The organism is Nocardioides sp. CF8 (assembly GCF_000389985.1).
Lineage (GTDB): Bacteria > Actinomycetota > Actinomycetes > Propionibacteriales > Nocardioidaceae > Nocardioides > Nocardioides allogilvus.
Map to the genome: position 1 here is coordinate 261598 of NZ_CM001852.1, position 18547 is coordinate 280144.

Annotated in this window: 22 protein-coding genes, 1 tRNA gene and 1 riboswitch; of the genes, 18 read left to right on the forward strand and 5 right to left on the reverse strand. The window is 71.3% G+C overall.

Annotated elements, in window-relative coordinates; genetic code table 11:
- Positions 1 to 79: 79 nt before the first annotated feature.
- Complete coding sequence (locus tag CF8_RS01285; RefSeq protein ID WP_010831331.1) at positions 80 to 802, reverse strand: PLD nuclease N-terminal domain-containing protein; 723 nt, start codon at positions 800 to 802, stop codon at positions 80 to 82.
- 90 nt (positions 803 to 892) lie between these two features.
- Here CF8_RS01285 and CF8_RS01290 point away from each other — a divergent pair, with 90 nt between their 5' ends.
- The 14 genes from CF8_RS01290 to CF8_RS01355 all read left to right on the forward strand — a co-directional run bounded on the left by CF8_RS01290 (position 893) and on the right by CF8_RS01355 (position 12283).
- The gene (locus CF8_RS01290) at positions 893 to 1342 is read left to right on the forward strand and encodes a hypothetical protein (protein WP_107704711.1); all 450 of its coding nucleotides are present in this window, start codon (positions 893 to 895) and stop codon (positions 1340 to 1342) included.
- A 42-nt stretch (positions 1343 to 1384) separates the two neighbouring features.
- Entirely contained in the window at positions 1385 to 2017 is a 633-nt protein-coding gene (gene tmk / locus CF8_RS01295) for a dTMP kinase (RefSeq protein WP_010831333.1), read from the forward strand.
- The gene (locus tag CF8_RS01300; protein ID WP_010831334.1) at positions 2014 to 3186 is read left to right on the forward strand and encodes a DNA polymerase III subunit delta'; all 1173 of its coding nucleotides are present in this window, start codon (positions 2014 to 2016) and stop codon (positions 3184 to 3186) included. Before tmk ends, CF8_RS01300 begins: the two co-directional genes overlap by 4 nt.
- Positions 3183 to 4739: an alpha/beta hydrolase gene (locus CF8_RS01305; RefSeq protein ID WP_010831335.1), complete on the forward strand. Its 1557-nt coding sequence runs from the start codon at positions 3183 to 3185 to the stop codon at positions 4737 to 4739. The genes CF8_RS01300 and CF8_RS01305 overlap by 4 nt, the downstream gene beginning before the upstream one ends.
- A gap of 48 nt (positions 4740 to 4787) precedes the next feature.
- A complete protein-coding gene (locus tag CF8_RS01310; protein ID WP_010831336.1) occupies positions 4788 to 5360 on the forward strand; it encodes a hypothetical protein in 573 nt (190 codons plus the stop codon).
- A 76-nt stretch (positions 5361 to 5436) separates the two neighbouring features.
- Positions 5437 to 5512: transfer RNA gene (locus tag CF8_RS01315), tRNA-Thr, on the forward strand.
- Positions 5513 to 5639: 127 nt separating this feature from the next.
- Positions 5640 to 6407: a SurA N-terminal domain-containing protein gene (locus CF8_RS01320; RefSeq protein WP_010831337.1), complete on the forward strand. Its 768-nt coding sequence runs from the start codon at positions 5640 to 5642 to the stop codon at positions 6405 to 6407.
- 36 nt (positions 6408 to 6443) lie between these two features.
- Positions 6444 to 7205 (forward strand): IclR family transcriptional regulator, encoded by a 762-nt coding sequence (locus CF8_RS01325; RefSeq protein ID WP_010831338.1) that lies wholly within the window; start codon positions 6444 to 6446, stop codon positions 7203 to 7205.
- Positions 7206 to 7271: 66 nt separating this feature from the next.
- Entirely contained in the window at positions 7272 to 8066 is a 795-nt protein-coding gene (locus CF8_RS01330) for a 2-keto-4-pentenoate hydratase (RefSeq protein WP_036489960.1), read from the forward strand.
- Positions 8063 to 9001: an acetaldehyde dehydrogenase (acetylating) gene (locus tag CF8_RS01335; RefSeq protein WP_010831340.1), complete on the forward strand. Its 939-nt coding sequence runs from the start codon at positions 8063 to 8065 to the stop codon at positions 8999 to 9001. The genes CF8_RS01330 and CF8_RS01335 overlap by 4 nt, the downstream gene beginning before the upstream one ends.
- Positions 8998 to 10026 carry a 4-hydroxy-2-oxovalerate aldolase gene (dmpG, locus tag CF8_RS01340; RefSeq protein WP_010831341.1) on the forward strand — a complete coding sequence of 343 codons (1029 nt, stop codon included), beginning with the start codon at positions 8998 to 9000 and terminating at the stop codon, positions 10024 to 10026. Before CF8_RS01335 ends, dmpG begins: the two co-directional genes overlap by 4 nt.
- Before the next feature lie 105 nt (positions 10027 to 10131).
- Positions 10132 to 10821: a hypothetical protein gene (locus tag CF8_RS01345; protein WP_010831342.1), complete on the forward strand. Its 690-nt coding sequence runs from the start codon at positions 10132 to 10134 to the stop codon at positions 10819 to 10821.
- A 10-nt stretch (positions 10822 to 10831) separates the two neighbouring features.
- Positions 10832 to 11479: a YdeI/OmpD-associated family protein gene (locus tag CF8_RS01350; RefSeq protein ID WP_010831343.1), complete on the forward strand. Its 648-nt coding sequence runs from the start codon at positions 10832 to 10834 to the stop codon at positions 11477 to 11479.
- Positions 11480 to 11503: 24 nt separating this feature from the next.
- Positions 11504 to 12283: a glycerophosphodiester phosphodiesterase gene (locus CF8_RS01355; protein WP_010831344.1), complete on the forward strand. Its 780-nt coding sequence runs from the start codon at positions 11504 to 11506 to the stop codon at positions 12281 to 12283.
- A gap of 10 nt (positions 12284 to 12293) precedes the next feature.
- Here CF8_RS01355 and CF8_RS01360 read toward each other — a convergent pair whose 3' ends face one another.
- Together CF8_RS01360 and CF8_RS01365 are read right to left on the reverse strand one after the other, a co-directional pair.
- Positions 12294 to 12497 carry a hypothetical protein gene (locus CF8_RS01360; RefSeq protein WP_156887122.1) on the reverse strand — a complete coding sequence of 68 codons (204 nt, stop codon included), beginning with the start codon at positions 12495 to 12497 and terminating at the stop codon, positions 12294 to 12296.
- A gap of 17 nt (positions 12498 to 12514) precedes the next feature.
- Positions 12515 to 12919: a four-helix bundle copper-binding protein gene (locus CF8_RS01365; protein WP_010831345.1), complete on the reverse strand. Its 405-nt coding sequence runs from the start codon at positions 12917 to 12919 to the stop codon at positions 12515 to 12517.
- Between the two features lie 99 nt (positions 12920 to 13018).
- On the opposite strand from CF8_RS01365, the gene CF8_RS01370 reads away from it, so the two are divergent.
- The 3 genes from CF8_RS01370 to CF8_RS01380 are packed head-to-tail and all read left to right on the forward strand — an operon-like array spanning position 13019 to position 15976.
- Positions 13019 to 14092 carry an NAD(P)H-dependent amine dehydrogenase family protein gene (locus CF8_RS01370; protein WP_010831346.1) on the forward strand — a complete coding sequence of 358 codons (1074 nt, stop codon included), beginning with the start codon at positions 13019 to 13021 and terminating at the stop codon, positions 14090 to 14092.
- Positions 14089 to 14919 (forward strand): SDR family oxidoreductase, encoded by an 831-nt coding sequence (locus CF8_RS01375; protein WP_010831347.1) that lies wholly within the window; start codon positions 14089 to 14091, stop codon positions 14917 to 14919. The genes CF8_RS01370 and CF8_RS01375 overlap by 4 nt, the downstream gene beginning before the upstream one ends.
- A gap of 4 nt (positions 14920 to 14923) precedes the next feature.
- A complete protein-coding gene (locus CF8_RS01380; RefSeq protein WP_198016927.1) occupies positions 14924 to 15976 on the forward strand; it encodes an MBL fold metallo-hydrolase in 1053 nt (350 codons plus the stop codon).
- On the opposite strand, the gene CF8_RS01385 is transcribed toward CF8_RS01380, so the two are convergent.
- Both CF8_RS01385 and CF8_RS01390 read right to left on the reverse strand, forming a co-directional pair.
- Entirely contained in the window at positions 15964 to 16395 is a 432-nt protein-coding gene (locus CF8_RS01385; RefSeq protein WP_010831349.1) for a GNAT family N-acetyltransferase, read from the reverse strand. The two genes, CF8_RS01380 and CF8_RS01385, sit on opposite strands and share 13 nt — an antisense overlap.
- Positions 16392 to 17291, reverse strand: coding sequence for an alpha/beta hydrolase (locus CF8_RS01390; RefSeq protein WP_010831350.1), 900 nt, complete (start codon positions 17289 to 17291; stop codon positions 16392 to 16394). Before CF8_RS01390 ends, CF8_RS01385 begins: the two co-directional genes overlap by 4 nt.
- Positions 17292 to 17349: 58 nt before the next feature.
- Positions 17350 to 17456: riboswitch (TPP riboswitch) on the forward strand.
- Positions 17457 to 17468: 12 nt separating this feature from the next.
- On the opposite strand from CF8_RS01390, the gene CF8_RS01395 reads away from it, so the two are divergent.
- Entirely contained in the window at positions 17469 to 18539 is a 1071-nt protein-coding gene (locus tag CF8_RS01395) for a thiamine ABC transporter substrate-binding protein (protein ID WP_232211557.1), read from the forward strand.
- Positions 18540 to 18547 lie beyond the last annotated feature (8 nt).

Here is an 18547-nt window from a genome sequence, read left to right on the forward strand (position 1 = left end):
AGCGTGGCCGGTCGGTTTCCGGCCTGAACTTCCACTCGCTCGGGTGGAAGTTCAGGGGCGGACAACCCGACCGGCCGGCTCAGCGGGAGGCCGCGCCGCCACCGAGCAGCAACGCGAGCAGGAAGGCCCAGCCGCCGGTGAGCCACACCCGCGCGGGCGGGCGGGGCCGGAACAGGCCGGTGGCTCCGCCGAGCAGGAAGTACGCCGGCACCCCGACGAGGGGCGCGAGCAGCACCAGCCAGGCCCAGGCCCACCGCGTCGCCCGCCAGGGGCGCGGACCGGAGATCAGGGCGAGGGTGGCTACGAGGAGCACGAGGTGGGCCAGCGCGTGCCACCCGCTGGCATTCCAGCCGGAGATCGTCATGGACGCCAGCAGCCGCTCACCCCGGGTGACGCGGAGGTCCGGGTCCAGCGCCGTCAGGTGGTCCGCGACGGAGCCGACCACGACGGGCAGGGCTGTGCCACCCTTGCGGGCCTCGGCTGCGGAGCGCTCGTCCGAGGCATGGGTCAGCGTCGCCGTACGACGGACGAGGCCGTCCCGCCAGCGGATGTCGACGGTCTCGTAGCCGGTCGTGCCGGCGCCGAAGTCCGATCTCGACTCCTGCACCTCGGAGATCTCGCCTGCGCGGATGCCGGCCTCGAGGTCGGCGTAGGAGGACTCCCGCTCGGCGGAGGTCAGCAGGGACGCGAACAGGCAGACCCAGCCGAGCGCGAGGGACCAGGCGACGATCCGCACCTGGCGGGTCGCGTGCTCGATCGGTGAGCCAAGGTCACCTGTCGGCTGCTCCTCGATGATCGGCATGCTTCCCCCTTGCCGCGCGTGGACGAAGCCTAGGGCTCCCGCCCCTAGCGGTGTGGCGGAGCGGTGGGCGAGCGTGTGATCGTCGAGACCGTGAGCGACCAACCCGCACCCGAGCACCGCCGTCCCGAAGGTGTCTCCGACGCCACGATCGAGGCCCTGGGCAAGCTGTCCGCTGCCGTCGACCACGTCGAGCACGCCCGTGGCCACCTCTATGCGTTCCACCGCCTCATCGGCAGTGCGGAGCGGACATTGGAGGAGGCGACCGACCTGCTCCGCGACGCGGGCCACGACGCCATCGCCGCCGACCTCGACCGCAAGGTGCTGGGGCGCAACCCGCTACCAGGGATGTGGACCTTCCAGATGGTCGAGGCCTTTGACGACGGCTACTACGCCGAGGCGACCGGGCTCCAGCAGCGTGCGATCGACGAGCTGGTGGAGGGCCGGAGGCACATCTTCGAGGCGGAGATGAAGGAGCTGCGCCGTACGCGTGGGATCGAGGGCCACGAGGCGACGCCGGACGATGCGGACGGCCAGATCTGACGGAGCGCACTGGGCGTCGGTGCTCGCCCGTAGGGTGTGCGCGTGAGCGAGAAGGTCTATGCAGACAGCGGGCTGTTCGTCTGCTTCGAGGGCGGCGAGGGTGCGGGCAAGTCGACCCAGTCGCGCCTGCTCGCCGACTGGCTCGAGGGGGCCGGTCACACCGTGCTCCTGACCTTCGAGCCCGGTGACACCGAGGTCGGCAAGGCCCTGCGCCAGATCGTCCTCGACCCCGCGACGGGGGAGCTCTCGCACCGCACCGAGGTCCTGTTGTACGCCGCCGACAAGGCCGAGCACGTCGACACGGTCGTCCTCCCGGCGCTGGCGCGGGGCGAGGTGGTCATCACCGACCGCTACGTCGACTCCGCGCTGGCCTACCAAGGCGCCGGCCGCGACCTGGTCGTCGCCGAGGTCGAGCGCGTCAACCGCTGGGCGACGGGCGACCTGCGACCCCACCTGACCGTGGTCCTCGACCTCGAGCCCCAGACCGGCCTGGGCCGGTTCGAGGAGCGCGATCGGATCGAGGGCCAGTCCCTGGAGTTCCACCAGCGCGTGCGCCAGGGCTTCCTCGGCCTCGCCGACGCCGACCCCGACCACTACCTCGTCCTCGACGCCCGGGCTCCGATCGACGAGATCGCCGGATCCATCCGCACGCGGGTCGAGGCGATGCTGCCGTGAGCGACACCCGGGAGGCCCGCCCGGTCTGGGACGACCTTGTCGGCCAGCAGCCCGTCATCGAGAGCCTGCAGCGCGCTGCGACCGGTGACGGGATGACCCACGCGTGGCTGTTCACCGGCCCGCCCGGCTCCGGCCGGTCCAACGCCGCGGTCGCCTTCGCCGCCGCCCTCCAGTGCGAGAGCGGCAGCGGCTGCGGACACTGCAAGTCGTGCCACACGGTGATGACCGGCTCCCACGCCGACGTGCGCATCGTCCGCACCGAGAAGCTCTCCATCGGCGTCGACGAGGTGCGCGACCTCGTGCGCCGCGCCGGCCTGGCCCCGTCCGGTGACCGCTGGCAGGTCATGGTCGTCGAGGACTCCGACCGGCTGACCGAGCAGGCCTGCAACGCCCTGCTCAAGGCGATCGAGGAGCCGACCGCCCGCACCGTGTGGCTGCTGTGCGCGCCGACCGTCGAGGACGTCCTGCCCACGATCCGCTCGCGCTGCCGCCTCGTCACGCTGACCACCCCGCCGGCCGACGACGTCGCCGACTTCCTCGTGCGCACCCTCGGGATCGGGCCCGAGCTGGCGGCCAGCGCCGCCCGCGCCAGCCAGGGCCACATCGGCCGCGCCCGGGCGCTGGCCCGCGACGAGGAGACCCGGCTGCGGCGCCGCCAGGTCGTGCAGATCCCGGCCCGGCTGACCTCGATCGGCGCCTGCATGCAGGCCGCGACCAACGTCGCCGAGATCGCCAAGGACGAGGCCGAGGCGATCACCACCGAGCTCGATGCGCGCGAGAAGAAGGACCTCGACGCGGCGTACGGCGTCGTGGAGCGCGGCAGGCGACCGCGCGAATATTCCCCGGCGCTGGGTGCGCTGGAGAAGGACCAGAAGACGCGGGCCAAGCGGCGCATCCTCGATGTCGCCGACCGCTGCCTGATGGACCTGACGTCGGTCTATCGCGACGCGATCGCGCTCGCCGTGGGTGCGCCGGGCGCGCTCGTCAACGAGGAGATGCGTGCCGAGATCGAGCAGCTGACGCGGGTGACCACGCCCGAGCAGCTGCTGCGGATGATCGATGCGATCTTCACCGCGCGTGAGCAGATGCTGGAGTTCAACGTGCCGCCGCTCCTGGCGCTCGAGTCGATGATGGTGGCGCTGCGGCTGCCGGGGGGAACTGGTCGATGAAGAAGCTCGTGGTGGTGCTGCTGGTCTTCGCGCTGGTCGTGACGACGTTCTATGCCTTCGCGTCCGCGTTCATCCGCTCGGACGACGGCGGGCCCCGGTCCGACCGGCCGGGATCGCGGTCCTCGTCGCCGGCCGCCGAGCCCGACGAGGCGTCCGCGCCCTCGCCGGAGCTGCGCGACTTCTATGGTCAGGCGCTCGACTGGGAGTCCTGCGAGTCCGACGTCGAGTGCGCCACGCTCGAGGTGCCGCTCGACTACGCCGAGCCGACCGGCGAGACGATCGAGATCGCGCTGCTCAAGGTGCCGGCGCGTGGCGACAGCCAGGGTGCGCTCGTGGTCAATCCCGGCGGGCCGGGTGCGCCCGGCACCGACTACGCCGCTGCCGCCAACCGGGTGTTCCGCGAACCCCTGCTGCGTGCCTTCGACATCGTCGGCTTCGACCCCCGGGGCACCGGCGAGTCGGCCCCGGTCGACTGCCTCACCGACGACCAGCTCGACACCTATCTCTCCTCCGACCCGAGCCCTGACGACGCGGCGGAGGAGCAGGAGTTCGCCTCCCTGATCCGCGGGTTCGGTCGCGGTTGCGCCGAGCTCAGCGGCGACGCGGTCAACCACGTCTCGACCATCGAGGCCGCCCGCGACATGGACGTCCTGCGCGCCGCGCTCGGCGAGGAGACCCTGACCTACCTCGGCGCCTCCTACGGCACCAAGCTCGGCGCGACCTATGCCGAGCTCTTCCCCGACCGGGTCGGACGGCTCGTGCTCGACGGTGCCGTGGACGTCTCGCTCGACAACCGCCAGCTCGGCCTCGAGCAGGCGGCCGGCTTCGAGACCGCGCTGCGCGCCTACATCCAGAACTGCGTCGACACGACGGACAGCTGCTTCCTCGGTGAGTCGGTGGACGCGGGGCTGGCCACGATCAGCGGCCTGCTCGCCGACGTCGAGGCCTCGCCCCTGCCCACCGGCGACGACCGAGAGCTCCAGATCGGCAACGCCTTCTACGGCATCGTCACCCCGCTCTACAACCGCGACTACTGGTTCCTGCTCAGCGCCGCGCTCCGCTCGGCGCTCGACGGCAGCGGCACCGCGCTGATGGAGCTGGCCGACCTCTATGCCTCGCGCGGCCCGGAGGGCTACACCGACAACTCCTCCGAGGCGATCTTCGCGATCAACTGCCTCGACGACCCGTCCTCGGTCCCCTTCCGCAAGGTCGCGGCCGAGCTGCCGGCCTACGAGGAGGCCTCGCCGACGTTCGGCTCGATCTTCGCGTGGTCGCTGACGTCGTGCCGCGCGTCGAAGGCCAGGACCACCGAGGCACCGATCGAGATCCGCGGCGAGGGCGCCGCGCCGATCCTCGTGGTCGGCACCACCCGCGACCCCGCCACGCCGATGAAGTGGGCCGAGGCGCTGGCCGAGCAGCTCGACTCGGGGGTCCTGCTCCGCCGCGACGGTGACGGCCACACGGCCTACAACTCCGGCAACGAGTGCATCGACACTGCGATCGAGTCCTACCTCCTCGACGGGGACGTGCCGAAGGACCAGACCGACTGCTGAGGCGCCGTGTGGTTGTCTGGTGGCTCACTGCAATGGAGGGGGATTCCAATGCTCAAGAAATTCGTCCTGCCGCTCGCCGGCGCACTCGCTGCCGCCGTGCTCGCCGCCCCGGCGCCCACGTCGGCACACCAGGGCGCCGATGCCGGTGACGTGAGGATCGCGCCCGGGCGATTCGACACCGTGCGCATCGGCGACAGCCTCGAGTCGGCCGCGGAGTCGGGCTACTTCGCGCTCGACGTGAAGACCGCCGCCTGCGGCACGCGCGACATCTGGCCGACGAGGCCGTGGCGCACGTCGATCGACGTCTATCCCGGCTTCGTGGAGGGCACCGAGGGCACGGTCGGCACGATCGGCGTCTTCGGCGACGGCATCAGCACCAAGGAGGGCATCGAGGTCGGCAGCACCCTGGCCGACCTGAGGACGGCGTACGGCGACCGCCTGCTCGGGCCCCGCACCAACGACTACGACCAGTGGGGCTTCTTCATCCGCACCCAGCGCCGCTGGCTCGGCTTCTCGATGGATGCGAGTGCCGACGACGGACGGCCGACGGCCGACGCCGAGGTCGCGTTCATCGAGCTCACGAAGGGACGCCGTCCGGGCCTGCTCCGCGACGGGTGCTGACCTGATTTTCACGCTGGCGGCGCGGGCGTTATCCTTCTCGAGTTGCCCGGCTGGTCTCGACCGCGCCGGGCAGCACGCCGCCTTAGCTCAGTCGGTAGAGCATCTCACTCGTAATGAGAAGGTCGTCAGTTCGATTCTGACAGGCGGCTCCACCGCAAGGCCCCTGCTCCGCAGCGATGCGGACCGGGGGCCTTCGCGCTTTCCGTCGAGGGTGCCCCGGCCCGCCTCCTCAGGCGCCGTTCAGCAGCCGCTCAGGGTCGGTGGGTACGGTCGGTCCGGATGACTTCTTCACAGCGACTCCGCCCTGCCCTCGGCCTCTCCCTGGCCGCCGCCATGCTCGCCCTCGCCGCCTGCGGCGGCGGTGACGACGCCTCCGACAGTGCTGCGACGTCGGAGGAGTCGACGTCGCAGGAGGAGTCCGCGGGGGCCGATGACTCGACCGCCTCGGGCGACATTCCCGACGTGGTGGCCGAGGTGAACGGCGAGGAGGTGACGAAGGACGAGTTCGTCCCCGTCTTCGAGGCCCAGCTCCAGCAGGCCACCGCCCAGGCGCAGAGCACCGGCCAGGCGCCGGACGAGGACGCCATCAAGCAGCAGACGGCCGACCAGCTCGTGGACAACGAGCTCCTGGCCCAGGAGGCGGAATCCCGCGGCATCAGCGTCAGTGAGCAGGACGTCGAGGACGAGCTCGCCACGCTGGCGAAGGAGAACCAGCTCGCCTCGACCGACGAGCTCATCGCCGCGCTCGAGAAGCAGGGCACCACCGAGGAGCAGGCCCGCGTCCAGCTCGAGACGCAGATGGTGATCGAGCAGCTCGTCGCCGACGAGGCCGGATCGGTCGAGCCGACCGAGCAGGACCTCCGCAAGATCTATGCCGATGCCAAGAAGCAGCAGGCGCAGATGGGCAAGCAGGGACAGAAGATCCCGCCCTACGCCCAGGTCAAGTCGCAGATCGCCGAGCAGGCGAAGTCGGAGAAGCTCTCCGAGGTCGCCCAGTCGCTGGTCGAGACCCTGCGCGAGGACGCGGACATCCAGGTCAACCTCTGACCGACGGCCGCCCCGTCGCGGCGGTACGTTCCTCCCGTGAACCCCGGGCCGCGATCGTCGACCGGCACCGACACGGTGCTCGGCAAGGTGGTCGCGGTGCTCGGGGCCTTCACGATGGACGACCGCGGCGTGACCCTGGCCGAGCTCGGGCGCAGGACCGGCCTCGCGAAGGGCACGTTGCACCGTGTGTGCGGTGACCTGGTCGCCTCCGGCCTGCTGGAGCGACGTGATGACCTCTACCGGTTGGGCCGGCTGATGTTCGAGCTCGGCATGCGCGCGTCGGTGGAGCGCGACCTGCTCGAGGTGGCCACCCCGTTCCTCGAGGAGCTCCGGGCTGAGGTGAACGAGACGGTCCACCTCGGCGTACGCGACGGCATCGACGTCGTCTACATCGCCAAGCTCGGCGGTCGCCGCCAGGCCGCCGTACCATCGCGCACCGGCGGGCGGCTCGGGCTCTACTGCACCGCCGTCGGCAAGGCGCTGCTCGCGCACGCGCCCAAGGACGTGCTCGAGTCCGTGGTGGCTGCGGGCCTGGCCCGGCACACCGCGCGGACCGTCACCGCGCCCGGCATCCTGGCCCGCCAGCTCGCCCAGGTGCGGACGACCGGCGTCGCCTACGAGTTCGAGGAGTCCCGCCTCGGACTCGTCTGCGTCGGCGCGCCGGTCTTCGACCTCGACGGGGAGGCCGTCGCCGCCGTCAGCGTCGCCGGCCCGGTGACCCGCTTCAACCCGCAGGCCAACGCCGATCGGGTGCGCGTCACCGCCCGCGGCATCTCGGCCACCCTCGCCCGCCGCTGAAAGTCGTGTTCCGCTGACCGGAACCCGGCGCGAGGTTCCACGGGCGTGCGACGGCACAGTGTGCACGTGACCACGACCAACGTGCAGCCTGCGACCGAGCGGCTCGCCCTCGCTCAGCAGACCCTGACTCCCTGTCCACCCGTCCGCGACCTGATCGGCGCCGATGCCGACGCGGCGTACGCCGTGCAGCGCGCCGGCATCGCGAAGAGGGTCGCCGCCGGGGCGACGATCGTCGGGCGCAAGGTCGGCCTGACGTCAGCGGCCGTGCAGGCCCAGATCGGCGTCGACCAGCCGGACTTCGGGGTGCTCCTCGACGACATGGGCTTCCCCGACGGCGCCAGCGTCTCCACCCACGGGTTGCTGCAGGGCAAGGTGGAGGCCGAGGTGGCGTTCGTGCTCGGTGCCGACCTGGCCGACGGCGATCTCGACGACGCCCAGGTCCGGGCCGCGATCGCGCACGTCGTGCCCGCCATCGAGATCGTCGACAGCCGCATCGCAGCCTGGGACATCACCTTCGCCGACACCGTCGCCGACAACGGCTCGAGCGCGCTCTACGTGCTGGGCAGTGCCTCGAAGACGCTCGACGAGGTCGAGCCCGTCGACGTCGAGATGAGCATGACCCGCAACGGCGAGGTCGTCTCCACCGGCAACGGCGCCGCCTGCCTCGGCGACCCTCTGAACGCGCTGGCCTGGCTGGCGCGCACCGCCCGCGACTTCGGTGAGCCGCTCCGAGCCGGGCAGGTCATCCTCTCCGGCGCCCTCGGCCCGATGGTGCCCGTCACCGCCGGTGACACGTTCGAGGCGCAGATCTCCGGACTCGGCTCCGTGTCCGTCACGTTCCACGAAGGGAACCAAGCATGAAGACCAAGGTGGCCGTGATCGGCTCCGGCAACATCGGCACCGACCTGATGATCAAGGTGCTCCGCCTCTCCGAGACGCTCGAGATGGGCGCCATGGTCGGCATCGACCCCGACTCCGACGGCCTGGCCCGCGCGGCCCGCTTCGGCGTACCCATCACCTCCGACGGCGTCGACGGGCTGATCGCGATGGCCGGCTTCGACGAGATCGAGATCGTCTTCGACGCCACCTCGGCGAAGGCGCACGTCGCGAACGCGGCCAAGCTGGCGCCGTACGGGAAGAAGCTGGTCGATCTGACGCCGGCCGCCATCGGCCCGATGGTCATCCCCGCGGTCAACCTGGCGGACCACGTGGACGCCGACAACGTCAACATGGTCACCTGCGGCGGCCAGGCCACGATCCCGATCGTCGCGGCCATCGCGCAGGTCGTGCCGGTGCCCTATGCCGAGATCGTCGCGTCGATCTCCTCGAGGAGCGCCGGGCCCGGCACCCGCGCCAACATCGACGAGTTCACCGAGACGACCAGCCACGCCATCGAGGCCGTCGGTGGCGCCGGGCGCGGCAAGGCGATCATCATCCTCAACCCGGCCGAGCCGCCGCTGATCATGCGCGACACGGTGCTGGCGCTGGTGAACGCGCCCGACGAGGCGACCCACGACGAGATCCGCGCGTCGGTCGAGCGGATGGTCGGGCAGGTGTCGGAGTACGTCCCCGGCTACCGCCTCAAGCAGCTGGTGCAGGTCGTGCCGGTCCCCGCCGACCAGCCCGTGCACACGCTCACCGAGCAGCCGGTCACGCACCAGGTGAGCGTCTTCCTCGAGGTCGAGGGCGCCGCGCACTACCTCCCGGCGTACGCCGGCAACCTGGACATCATGACCAGTGCGGCCCTTCGTATGGCCGAGGCGATGGCCGCAACCAAGAAGAAGGTGTCGGCATGAAGCTCTTCATCCAGGACGTCACGCTGCGTGACGGCATGCACGCCATCCGGCACCGCATCCAGCCCGGCCGGGTGGGCGAGATCGTCGCCGCCCTCGACGCGGCCGGCGTCGGCGGCATCGAGGTCACCCACGGCGACGGCCTCTCCGGCGGCTCGCTCAACTACGGCCCGGGCTCGCACACCGACTGGGCGTGGATCGAGGCTGCCGCCGAGAACATCACCAACGCGCGGCTCACCACCCTGTTGCTGCCCGGCATCGGCACCATCGAGGACCTCAAGCGGGCGCACGCCATGGGCGTCCGGTCGGTCCGGGTCGCCACCCACTGCACCGAGGCCGACGTCTCCGCGCAGCACATCGCGACCGCGCGCGAGCTGGGCATGGACGTCTCAGGCTTCTTGATGATGAGCCACATGGCCGACGCGGCGACGCTGGCCGGACAGGCGAAGCTGATGGAGTCCTACGGCGCGCACTGCGTCTACGTCACCGACTCGGGCGGTCGCCTGATGATGGACGGGGTACGCGAGCGGATGCGCGCCTACCGCGACGTGCTCGACCCGGCGACCGAGATCGGCATCCACGCGCACGAGAACCTCTCGCTCTCGGTGGCCAACTCGATGGTCGCCGTCGAGGAGGGCGTGACCCGCGTCGACGCCTCGCTCACGGGCCTCGGAGCCGGCGCGGGCAACTGCCCGATCGAGCCCTTCATCGCCGTCGCCGACCTGAACGGCTGGGACCACGGCTGTGACCTGTTCGCGCTGCAGGACGCGGCCGAGGACTTGGTCCGCCCGCTGCAGGACCGCCCGGTCCGGGTCGACCGGGAGACGCTCACGCTCGGGTATGCCGGTGTCTACGGCTCGTTCCTGAGGCACACCGAGACCGCGGCCGAGCGCTACGGCGTCGACTCGCGCGAGCTGCTGCTCGAGGTCGGCCGCCGCGGGCTCGTCGGCGGCCAGGAGGACATGATCGTGGACATCGCGCTCAACCTCGTCGCCGCTCGTCAGGAGGAGCCAGCGCCCGCCTCGTGACACCCCGCCTCCGGGCCCGGCATGGACAAATGACCCGCGATCGACCGAGCAGCGCTAGATTCGGTCTGCTGGGGATCGACTGAGTTGCCATCCGGGGAGAGCACGATGACGGAGTCGTACGAGCAGGGACGCGAGCGGGTGCGTTTCGACGTGTTGCCCGACGGCACGGTCGAGGGCGATGACAGGGCCGCGGGCAACCTCGCCGCTGCCCTGCGCTACGCCTGCCGGATGGGCAGCCAGATCGGTGAGCTCCTGGACCTCGGCGGCCTCGAGCGCCTCAGCACCATGAGCACCCTCGCCGTCGTGGCACGAGCCTCGGGCGTCGCTCCGGACCTGAGCATCATGGCCGAGGTCGAGGTCCACCCGACCCCGCTGCCCGAGATCGTCCCGGTGCCCGGACTGGGCCCCCAGGAAGCGATCCGGCAGGGGCTGCGCCGGGCGACCATCGACTTCTCGAGCGACTGGTCCGCGCTCATGACCGACGAGGGCAAGCTCGTCGGGTCGATGCACGACGAGCTGGCCGGCACGATCTCCGCCGACGTGGTGGCGGAGGTCGGCCTCCGCGTCCTGGCCGTCCTCGGTGCCCTCGACGAGACGCTGCGCGAGACCGCCGTCCGCCTCGACTTCGTCCGCGGTTCCGTGCTGGTCGTCGCCATCGGCGCGCACGCGCTCTTCACCCACGCCGACAAGTTCGCCCCCCACGACGTGGTGCGGACCGTCGGCGCTGTCCAGAGCATGCTCGACGGCGTCGAGCTGGCCCGAGAGGCGCCGATCACCTCCTCCCTGCGGGTCTGACTCCGGGCCGATGATCGGGACACCTGGCGGCACGCCGGACAGGCCGGCGACCTTCTTCGCCTCGGCCGAGGAGTTCCGCGCGTGGCTCGAGGCCAACCACGAGACCGCCACCGAGCTGTGGATGGGGCTGCGGAAGAAGCACGTCCCCGACCGTGGGCTCACGTGGGCGGACGCCGTCCCCGAAGCGCTCTGCTTCGGCTGGATCGACAGCGTCGCGCAGCGCATCGACGAGGACGCCGTGCGGCAGCGTTGGACACCGCGCAAGTCGAGCAGCATCTGGAGCGCCATCAACATCGCCCACGTCGAGCGCCTCGTCGCCGAGGGCCGGATGCGGCCGGCCGGCCTGGCGGCGTACGAGAAGAGGAAGCCCGAACGCAGCGGCATCCATGCCTACGAGGCGGGCGGTCTGCTGTCCGACGAGCAGCGTGAGCGCCTGCTCGCCGACCCGGCGGCCGCGGCGTTCTGGGAGATCGCGACGCCGTCCTACCGCAAGATCGCGGAGAACTGGGTCGTCAGCGCCAAGCGCGAGGAGACGCGGGAGAGCAGGCTGGTGCAGCTGATCGAGGACTGCGCCGCCGGCCGGTTGATCAAGCCGCAGCGCTACGGCGACGAACCGAAGTGGGTCGCGAGAGCGGCGGAGGCGGCGCGGCAGGCGTGAGCCGCGGCAGTGCATCATGTCTGCGTGTTCGTACGCCGCGTGCTTCCCCTCGCCTTCCTGCTGAGCCTCGTCCCGGGCCTGACCTCGGTGCCGGCGTTCGCCGATCCCGACTTCACGCTGACCGCCCACCGTGGCGCGCCCACGCGCACGCTCGGCGAGAACACGCTGGCCGCGTTCGGGCGCGCACTGGCCGACGGGGCCACGGCGATCGAGACCGACCTGCGGCGCACGAAGGACGACAAGCTCGTCGTGCTCCACGACAGCGGTGTCGGCCGGACGACCAACTGCAGCGGCCCGATCGGGTCCTGGACGCTGCGCGACCTGGTCAAGAAGTGCCGGGAGGACACGACGCGCCAGCCGATCCTCACGGCGCGCGAGCTGCTCACGTGGGCAGACCAGAGCGGTGCCTCGCTGATGATCGAGCTCAAGGGCAGCAACTGGTCGATCCGCCAGATCCGCGAGGTCGTCAACCTGCTCAAGGACTCGACGGTCTTCGAGCAGGTCGCGATCTCGTCGCTGCGCCTGACCGTCCTCGAGCGCGTGCACCGGCTCTCGCCGCGGCTCGACACCCAGCTCATCGTCAGCGGCTGGGCGAAGGTGAAGGCCTCGATCGGTCGTGTCGAGGGCTACAACGCGCCCGCCGCCAGCCTGACGAAGTCGCGCGTCAAGCGGCTGCGCCGCAAGGGCATCGTGGTCGTCGGCGGCTATGCGGACTCGCCCGCGCAGTGGCGCGAGCTGGCGAAGCTCGGGGTGGACGGAGTCGTCACGCCGTCGGTGCGTCGCTACCAGCGGTGGGCCGGCTGAGCCAGCCGGTTCAGTCGAGCGCCCCGAGACCTGTGGGGTCGGGCGGCAGCTCTCCCGAGGCCGGCACTTCCTCGTCCGGGTCGAGGTGGGCGATGGTCTCCGGGTCGATCTCGTTGTCCGCGGGCGCTTCCGGGTCGTTGGGGTCCAGCTCCAGGACGTCCCGGTCGAGGTCGTCCGGATCGAGGTCGTCGATGCCTTCGTCGTAGGTGCTCATGGTTCCCTCCTGGTTGGTCATGACGCGGTGGGCAGGCTTCGGCAGGCTCGCTCGCACCGGCGGCAGACCTCTGCGCACAACCGGCACTGCTCGTGGGTGAGGGCGCGCTTCTCGCACTCGGACGCACACGCCGCGCAGGCGTCGGCCGCAGCCTCCAGCATCGGCTGGATCGCGTCGTCGTCGCCCATGGCGTGCCGCGAGAGCACCGAGGCGGCCGCTCCGCAGATGTCGGCGCAGTCGAGTGCCAGCCGGATGCAGGTGCTCAGGTCGTCGTCGGTCTCCTCGCGCAGGCAGGCGTCGGCCGTCGCGGAGCAGATCGCTGCGCACTTCACGCTCAGGGACAGGCAGGCTGCCCGGCTGTCCGCCTCGGCGGTCCGGGACCGGGCGCGCTCGGCACGCCGTTGGGCCAGTGCGTCGGGCATCTTTCCTCCTGGGTGGTGCGCGGGTGCGTGTCGGAGCGGTACCCACTTGCCGCGGTTCTGCCCCTACCCAGATAGTGAAACGTGTTCTAGTTTTGGCGCATGACAGAGAAGCCACTGCGCGTCGTCGTCTGGTCCACCGGCACCGTCGGGCGGCACGCGATCGCCGGCATCGACCGCCACCCCGCGCTCGAGCTCGTCGGCGTCTGGGTGAGCAGTGCCGAGAAGGACGGCCAGGACGCAGGCCGGCTGGCCGGGCTCGACCGGGACCTCGGCGTGCTCGCCAGCACCGACCGCGAGGGCGTGCTCGCGCTGAGGCCCGACTGCATCGTGCACTGCGCGATGACCGACGACCGGACCTTCGAGGCGATCGAGGACCTGAGCGAGTTCGTCGAGGCGGGCATCAACGTCGTGAGCTCCGGGCCGGTGCTGCTGCAGTTCCCCTTCGGCATCCTCCCGCCCGAGATGATCGAGCGGATCGAGCGCGCGCCGGCCAGCCTGCACGTCAACGGCATCGACCCGGGCTGGGCCAACGACGTGCTGCCGCTCCAGCTGACCAGCCTGAGCCAGCGTATCGACGAGGTGCGGGTGCTGGAGATCGCCGACTACTCCACCTACTACCAGCCCGTCGTCATGCGCGACATCTTCGGCTTCGGCGACGCGGTCGACGCGGACAAGCTGCTGTGGCAGCCGGGCGTGCTGAGCATGGCGTGGGGAGCAGTGGTCCGCCAGATCGCCGAGGGCCTCGACCTGCTGCTCGACGAGCCGCTCGTCGAGAAGGTCGACCGCCGCCCGGCCGAGCGCGACGTGAGTACGGCGAGCGTCGACGTCAAGGAGGGCACCATGGGCGCCGTCCGGTTCGAGCTGATCGGCACGGTCGACGGGGTGCCGCGCGTGGTGCTCGAGCACATCACCCGCACGGCCGAGGACCAGGTGCCGGAGTGGCCGACGCCGGCCGAGGGCGGTGGCTGCTACCGCGTCGTCGTGACGGGCGAGCCGCACCTGAAGATCGAGTTCAGCCACCACGGCGAGCACGGCGACCACAACGTCTCCGGGATGATCGTCACCGCGCAGCGGCTCGTGAACTCCGTGCCCGCGGTCGTCGCCGCGAAGCCGGGCCTCGTCACGGCGCTCGACCTGCCGCTCGTGACCGGGCGCGGACTGGTGGTCTCGTGACGAGCCTTCGGCCCTCCTCGACCTCCGGCGACTCCATCCTCGACCGCTTCACCCTCACCGACCACGTCGCGATCGTCACCGGCGCGGGCCGTGGGCTCGGTGCGGCGACCGCGGTCGCGCTCGCCCAGGCCGGCGCGGACGTCGTGATCTCGGCGAGGAGCAAGGACCAGCTCGAGGCCGTCGCGAGCCAGGTCCGCAAAGCCGGCCGGCGTGCCCTCGCCGTACCCGCCGATCTCTCGGACACCGACGCGGTGGCGGCCCTCGCGCAGGCGGCCGTCGACGAGTTCGGTCGCCTCGACACGGTCGTCAACAACGTCGGCGGAGCGATGCCGCGCGAGTTCGTCAGGACCAACGTGGTGGCGCTCGAGGACGCCTTCCACTTCAACGTGAGCACCGCGCATGCGCTGACCCGCGCGGCCCTGCCCCACCTGCTGGTGGGCGACGGCGAGAAGTCGGTCGTCACGATCTCCTCGCTGCTCGGCCGCGCCGCCGGCCGGGGCTACGTCGCCTACGGCACCGCCAAGGCCGCGCTTGCGCACTGGACCCGACTCACCGCGGCCGACCTGTCGCCGCGGATCCGGGTCAACGGCGTCTTCGTCGGCTCGATCATGACCAGTGCACTGGACATGGTCGCGGAGCTGCCCGAGCTCCGGGAGCAGATGGAGACGCGTACGCCGCTGGGTCGCATCGGCGAGGCCGACGACATCGCCGCCGCGGTGCTCTATCTCGCGTCGCCGGCGAGTGCCTATGTCACGGGCAAGATGCTGGAGGTCGACGGCGGGATCCAGGAGCCCAACCTCGACCTCGGACTGCCCGATCTAGAGTGACGCGGTGACGTCGACCAGCACCGCCACAGCGATCTCGCCCGACTCCGGCACCCACTGGACCGAGCCCGGGACGTGGCCGGTCGCGCCCGGCGTCCACCGGATCCCGCTGCCGCTGCCGATGGACGGGCTCCGCGCGATCAACGTCTATGCGATCGAGACCGACGACGGCCTCACCCTGATCGACGGCGGCTGGGCGATCGAGGTCTCGCGTACCCTGCTCGAGAAGTCGCTGCGCGACATCGGCCGCGACGTCCGCGAGATCACCCGGTTCCTGGTCACCCACGTCCACCGCGACCACTACACGCAGGCGGTGACGGTCCGTCGCGAGTTCGGTTCGCACGTCTCGCTCGGCCTCGGCGACAAGCCGACCCTCGACCTCATCCACGCCGTCGACCGCGACGCCGAGGACCCGCACATCGCGATGTTCCTCGCGGCCGGCGCGCCGGCGATCGCCCGGGAGTGGGGGGAGTTCACCCGTGACTCGACCCCCGACCTGACCATGTGGGACTACCCCGACACCTGGCTGGAGTCCGACCTCCAGCTCAGCGTCGGCGACCGCACCATCGACGCGGTGCACACGCCCGGGCACACGCAGGGCCACTACGTCTTCGCCGACCGGCCCGCCGGTCTCCTCTTCGCCGGTGACCACGTGCTGCCGACGATCACCCCGTCGATCGGCTTCGAGCCGGCGCTGGCCGAGCAGCCGCTCGGTGACTTCATGGCCTCCCTGACCAAGGTGCGCGGGCTGCCCGACCTGACGCTCCTGCCGGCCCACGGCCCGGTCGCTCCGAGCTCCCACGCCCGCGTCGACGAGCTCCTCGCGCACCACGAGGTGCGGCTCGACCTGTGCGTCGCCGCGATCGGCGACGGGTCGCGATCGGCGTACGACGTCGCGAGCGTGCTGCCGTGGACCCGGCACGAGCACAAGCTGGCGGACCTCGACGTCTTCAACGCGGCGCTCGCGACGCTCGAGACGCGCGCCCACCTCGAGCTGCTCGTCGCGCGCGGATCGCTCACGCGCGGCGACGACGACGGGGTCGTGCTCTACGGCGCCTGACGCACCATCGGCCGGTGCGCCACCCCGTCCTCGACGAACTCCGGCCCGCTGACCTCGAAGCCGTAGGTGGCGTACCACTCCGTCAGCCCGGTCTGCGCGTCCAGCCGGATCTCGCGGTCGCCGATCGCGGCGAGTGCCGCGGCCATCAGCTCGCGCGCCAGCCCACGGCCACGGGCGGCCGGCGTGACGGCGACGCGTCCGATCCGCGCGTGCGTTCCGTCGTCGAGCACCCGCAGGCAGGCGACCAGCTCGGCCCCGTCGTGGGCCAGCACGTGGCGGGTGGCCGGCTCGAGGTCGCGACCGTCGAGATCGGGGTACGGCGACTGCTGCTCGACGACGAACACCTGCTGCCGCAGTCGCCACAACGCGTAGGCGGCGCGGGAGTCGAGCTCGTCGAAGGTGTGGACGCTGATCGTCACGAGACGAACTCGACGACCTGCCGCAGGGCCCGGCGGGCCTCGGGGATGAACGGCAGGATGCTGTAGACGTGGATGAGGTCGGGCTCCTCGATGCTGGTGAGGTCCCAGCCGGCGTCGGCAGCCCGCTTCGCCAGCAGCCGGCAGCCGGGCGAGAGCAGGTCGCGGGTGCCGTAGAGCTGCAGCGCCGGCGGCAGGTCGTGGAGGTCGGCCAGCGCCGGTGACACCTCCGGACGAGCCAGGTCGCTCGCGGAACCGGCCCACCAGTCGGCGTACACGACGACCTTGGAGTGGAAGAGCCACGGGTCGACGGCATCGACCTCCAGGGTCTCGGGCGTGCTGGTCGTCAGGTCGACCCAAGGTGCGTGCAGGACGAGATGGGTCGCCGGGGTGAGCCCGCGGTCCCGCATCGAGATCGCCATCGCGAGCGCGAGGCCGCCGCCGGCCGAGTCGCCGGCGAGCACGATCCCGCCCGGCTCGTCGGCGAAGCGAGCGGCCTGCGCGACGAGCGCGTCGTGGCTGTCGCGCCAAGTGTGCTCGGGGGCGAGGGGATAGTCGGGCATGACGACCCGCGCCCCGATCCGGCCGGCGAGGCGGGTGGCGTGGCGGAGGTGGGCGGCGTCGATGCCGGCGACGAAGCCGCCGCCGTGGACGTAGAAGAGCGTGCGCGTGGGCTCGGTGTGCCGCGGTGTGATGACGTGGGAGGGGAAGCCGATGTCCTCGGTGACGACGCTGAAGCGCCGCTCGAACTGCCGCACGGCCTTCGTCGGCAGATCCGCGGGGGTGCGCTGGTGCCAGGCCTCGATCCGGGCGCGCTCGGCGGGCTCGGAGTCGAGCTCGCGTGCCTTGCGGACCCGCGGGACGGCGGTGGCGACGATCTGGTGGCGGAGGCTCGGCATGGGCGCAATCTATCCACGGACCAGGAGTGGGGTCGCCCGCGCTGCGGCGTACGCTTGCGGTCGAAGACAGGGGAGCACACCAGTGCTGAGAGTGCAGGACCGTCTGCAGACCCTCCGAACCTGATCCGGTTAACACCGGCGATAGGGAGTCCACGCATGCTGCGTCGCCTTGCCAGCTTGTCCATCACGTCCGTGCTCGTGCTCGCCGCCGCTGGGTGCAGCACCCTGGGCGGGGACGACAACGAGCCGACGGCCACCGAGCCCGGCTCGACCGCGCCCGAGGGTGAGGTCGGCGGCGAGGTCGTGCTCGTGACCCACGAGTCCTTCACCCTGCCCAAGAAGCTGGTCAAGGCCTTCGAGGCCGAGTCCGGCATCGACCTCGTCACCCGCGCCGCCGGCGACGCCGGCACGCTCAGCGCGAAGCTGTCGCTGACCAAGGACAACCCGACCGGCGACCTCGCCTTCGGCATCGACAACACCTTCGCCTCGCGGCCGCTCGGCGAGGGCGTCTTCGCGACCTACGAGCCGACCCTGCCGGAGGGTGCCTCGGACTACACACTGGACGAGGGCGCCGACAAGCTCACCCCGATCGACGTCGGCCACGTGTGCGTCAACATCGACAAGACGTGGTTCGAGAAGCAGAGCATCGAGCCGCCCTCGACCCTGGCCGACCTGATCGACCCGACCTACTCGGACCTGATGGTCGCGCCGGGCGCGTCGACCAGCAGCCCCGGCATGGCCTTCCTGCTCGCCACGATCGCGGAGTACGGCGACGCCGAGGGCGGCTGGCAGGGCTACTGGTCAAGCCTGATGGACAACGGGCTCAAGGTCGTCGACGGCTGGGAGGACGCCTACTACGGCGACTTCACCCAGGGTGGCGGCAAGGGCGAGCGCCCGATCGTCGTCTCCTACGACTCCTCGCCGGCGTTCACCGTCAGCGACGGGGAGACCACCACCGAGGCCCTGCTCGACACCTGCTTCCGCCAGGTCGAGTACGCAGGCGTCCTCGAGGGCGCGGCCAACCCGGCCGGTGCCGAGGCCGTCATCGACTGGCTGCTCTCCGACGAGGTGCAGGCCGCGTTGCCGACCTCGATGTACGTCTACCCCGTGAGCGACAGCGTCGAGGTGCCGACCGACTGGGCGACGTACGCCGTGCAGCCGCCGTCGCCGCTGTCGGTGCCGCCGGCCGACATCGCGACCAACCGTGAGCAGTGGCTCTCGGAGTGGACGGACGTTGTCACCAGGTAGGACCTCCC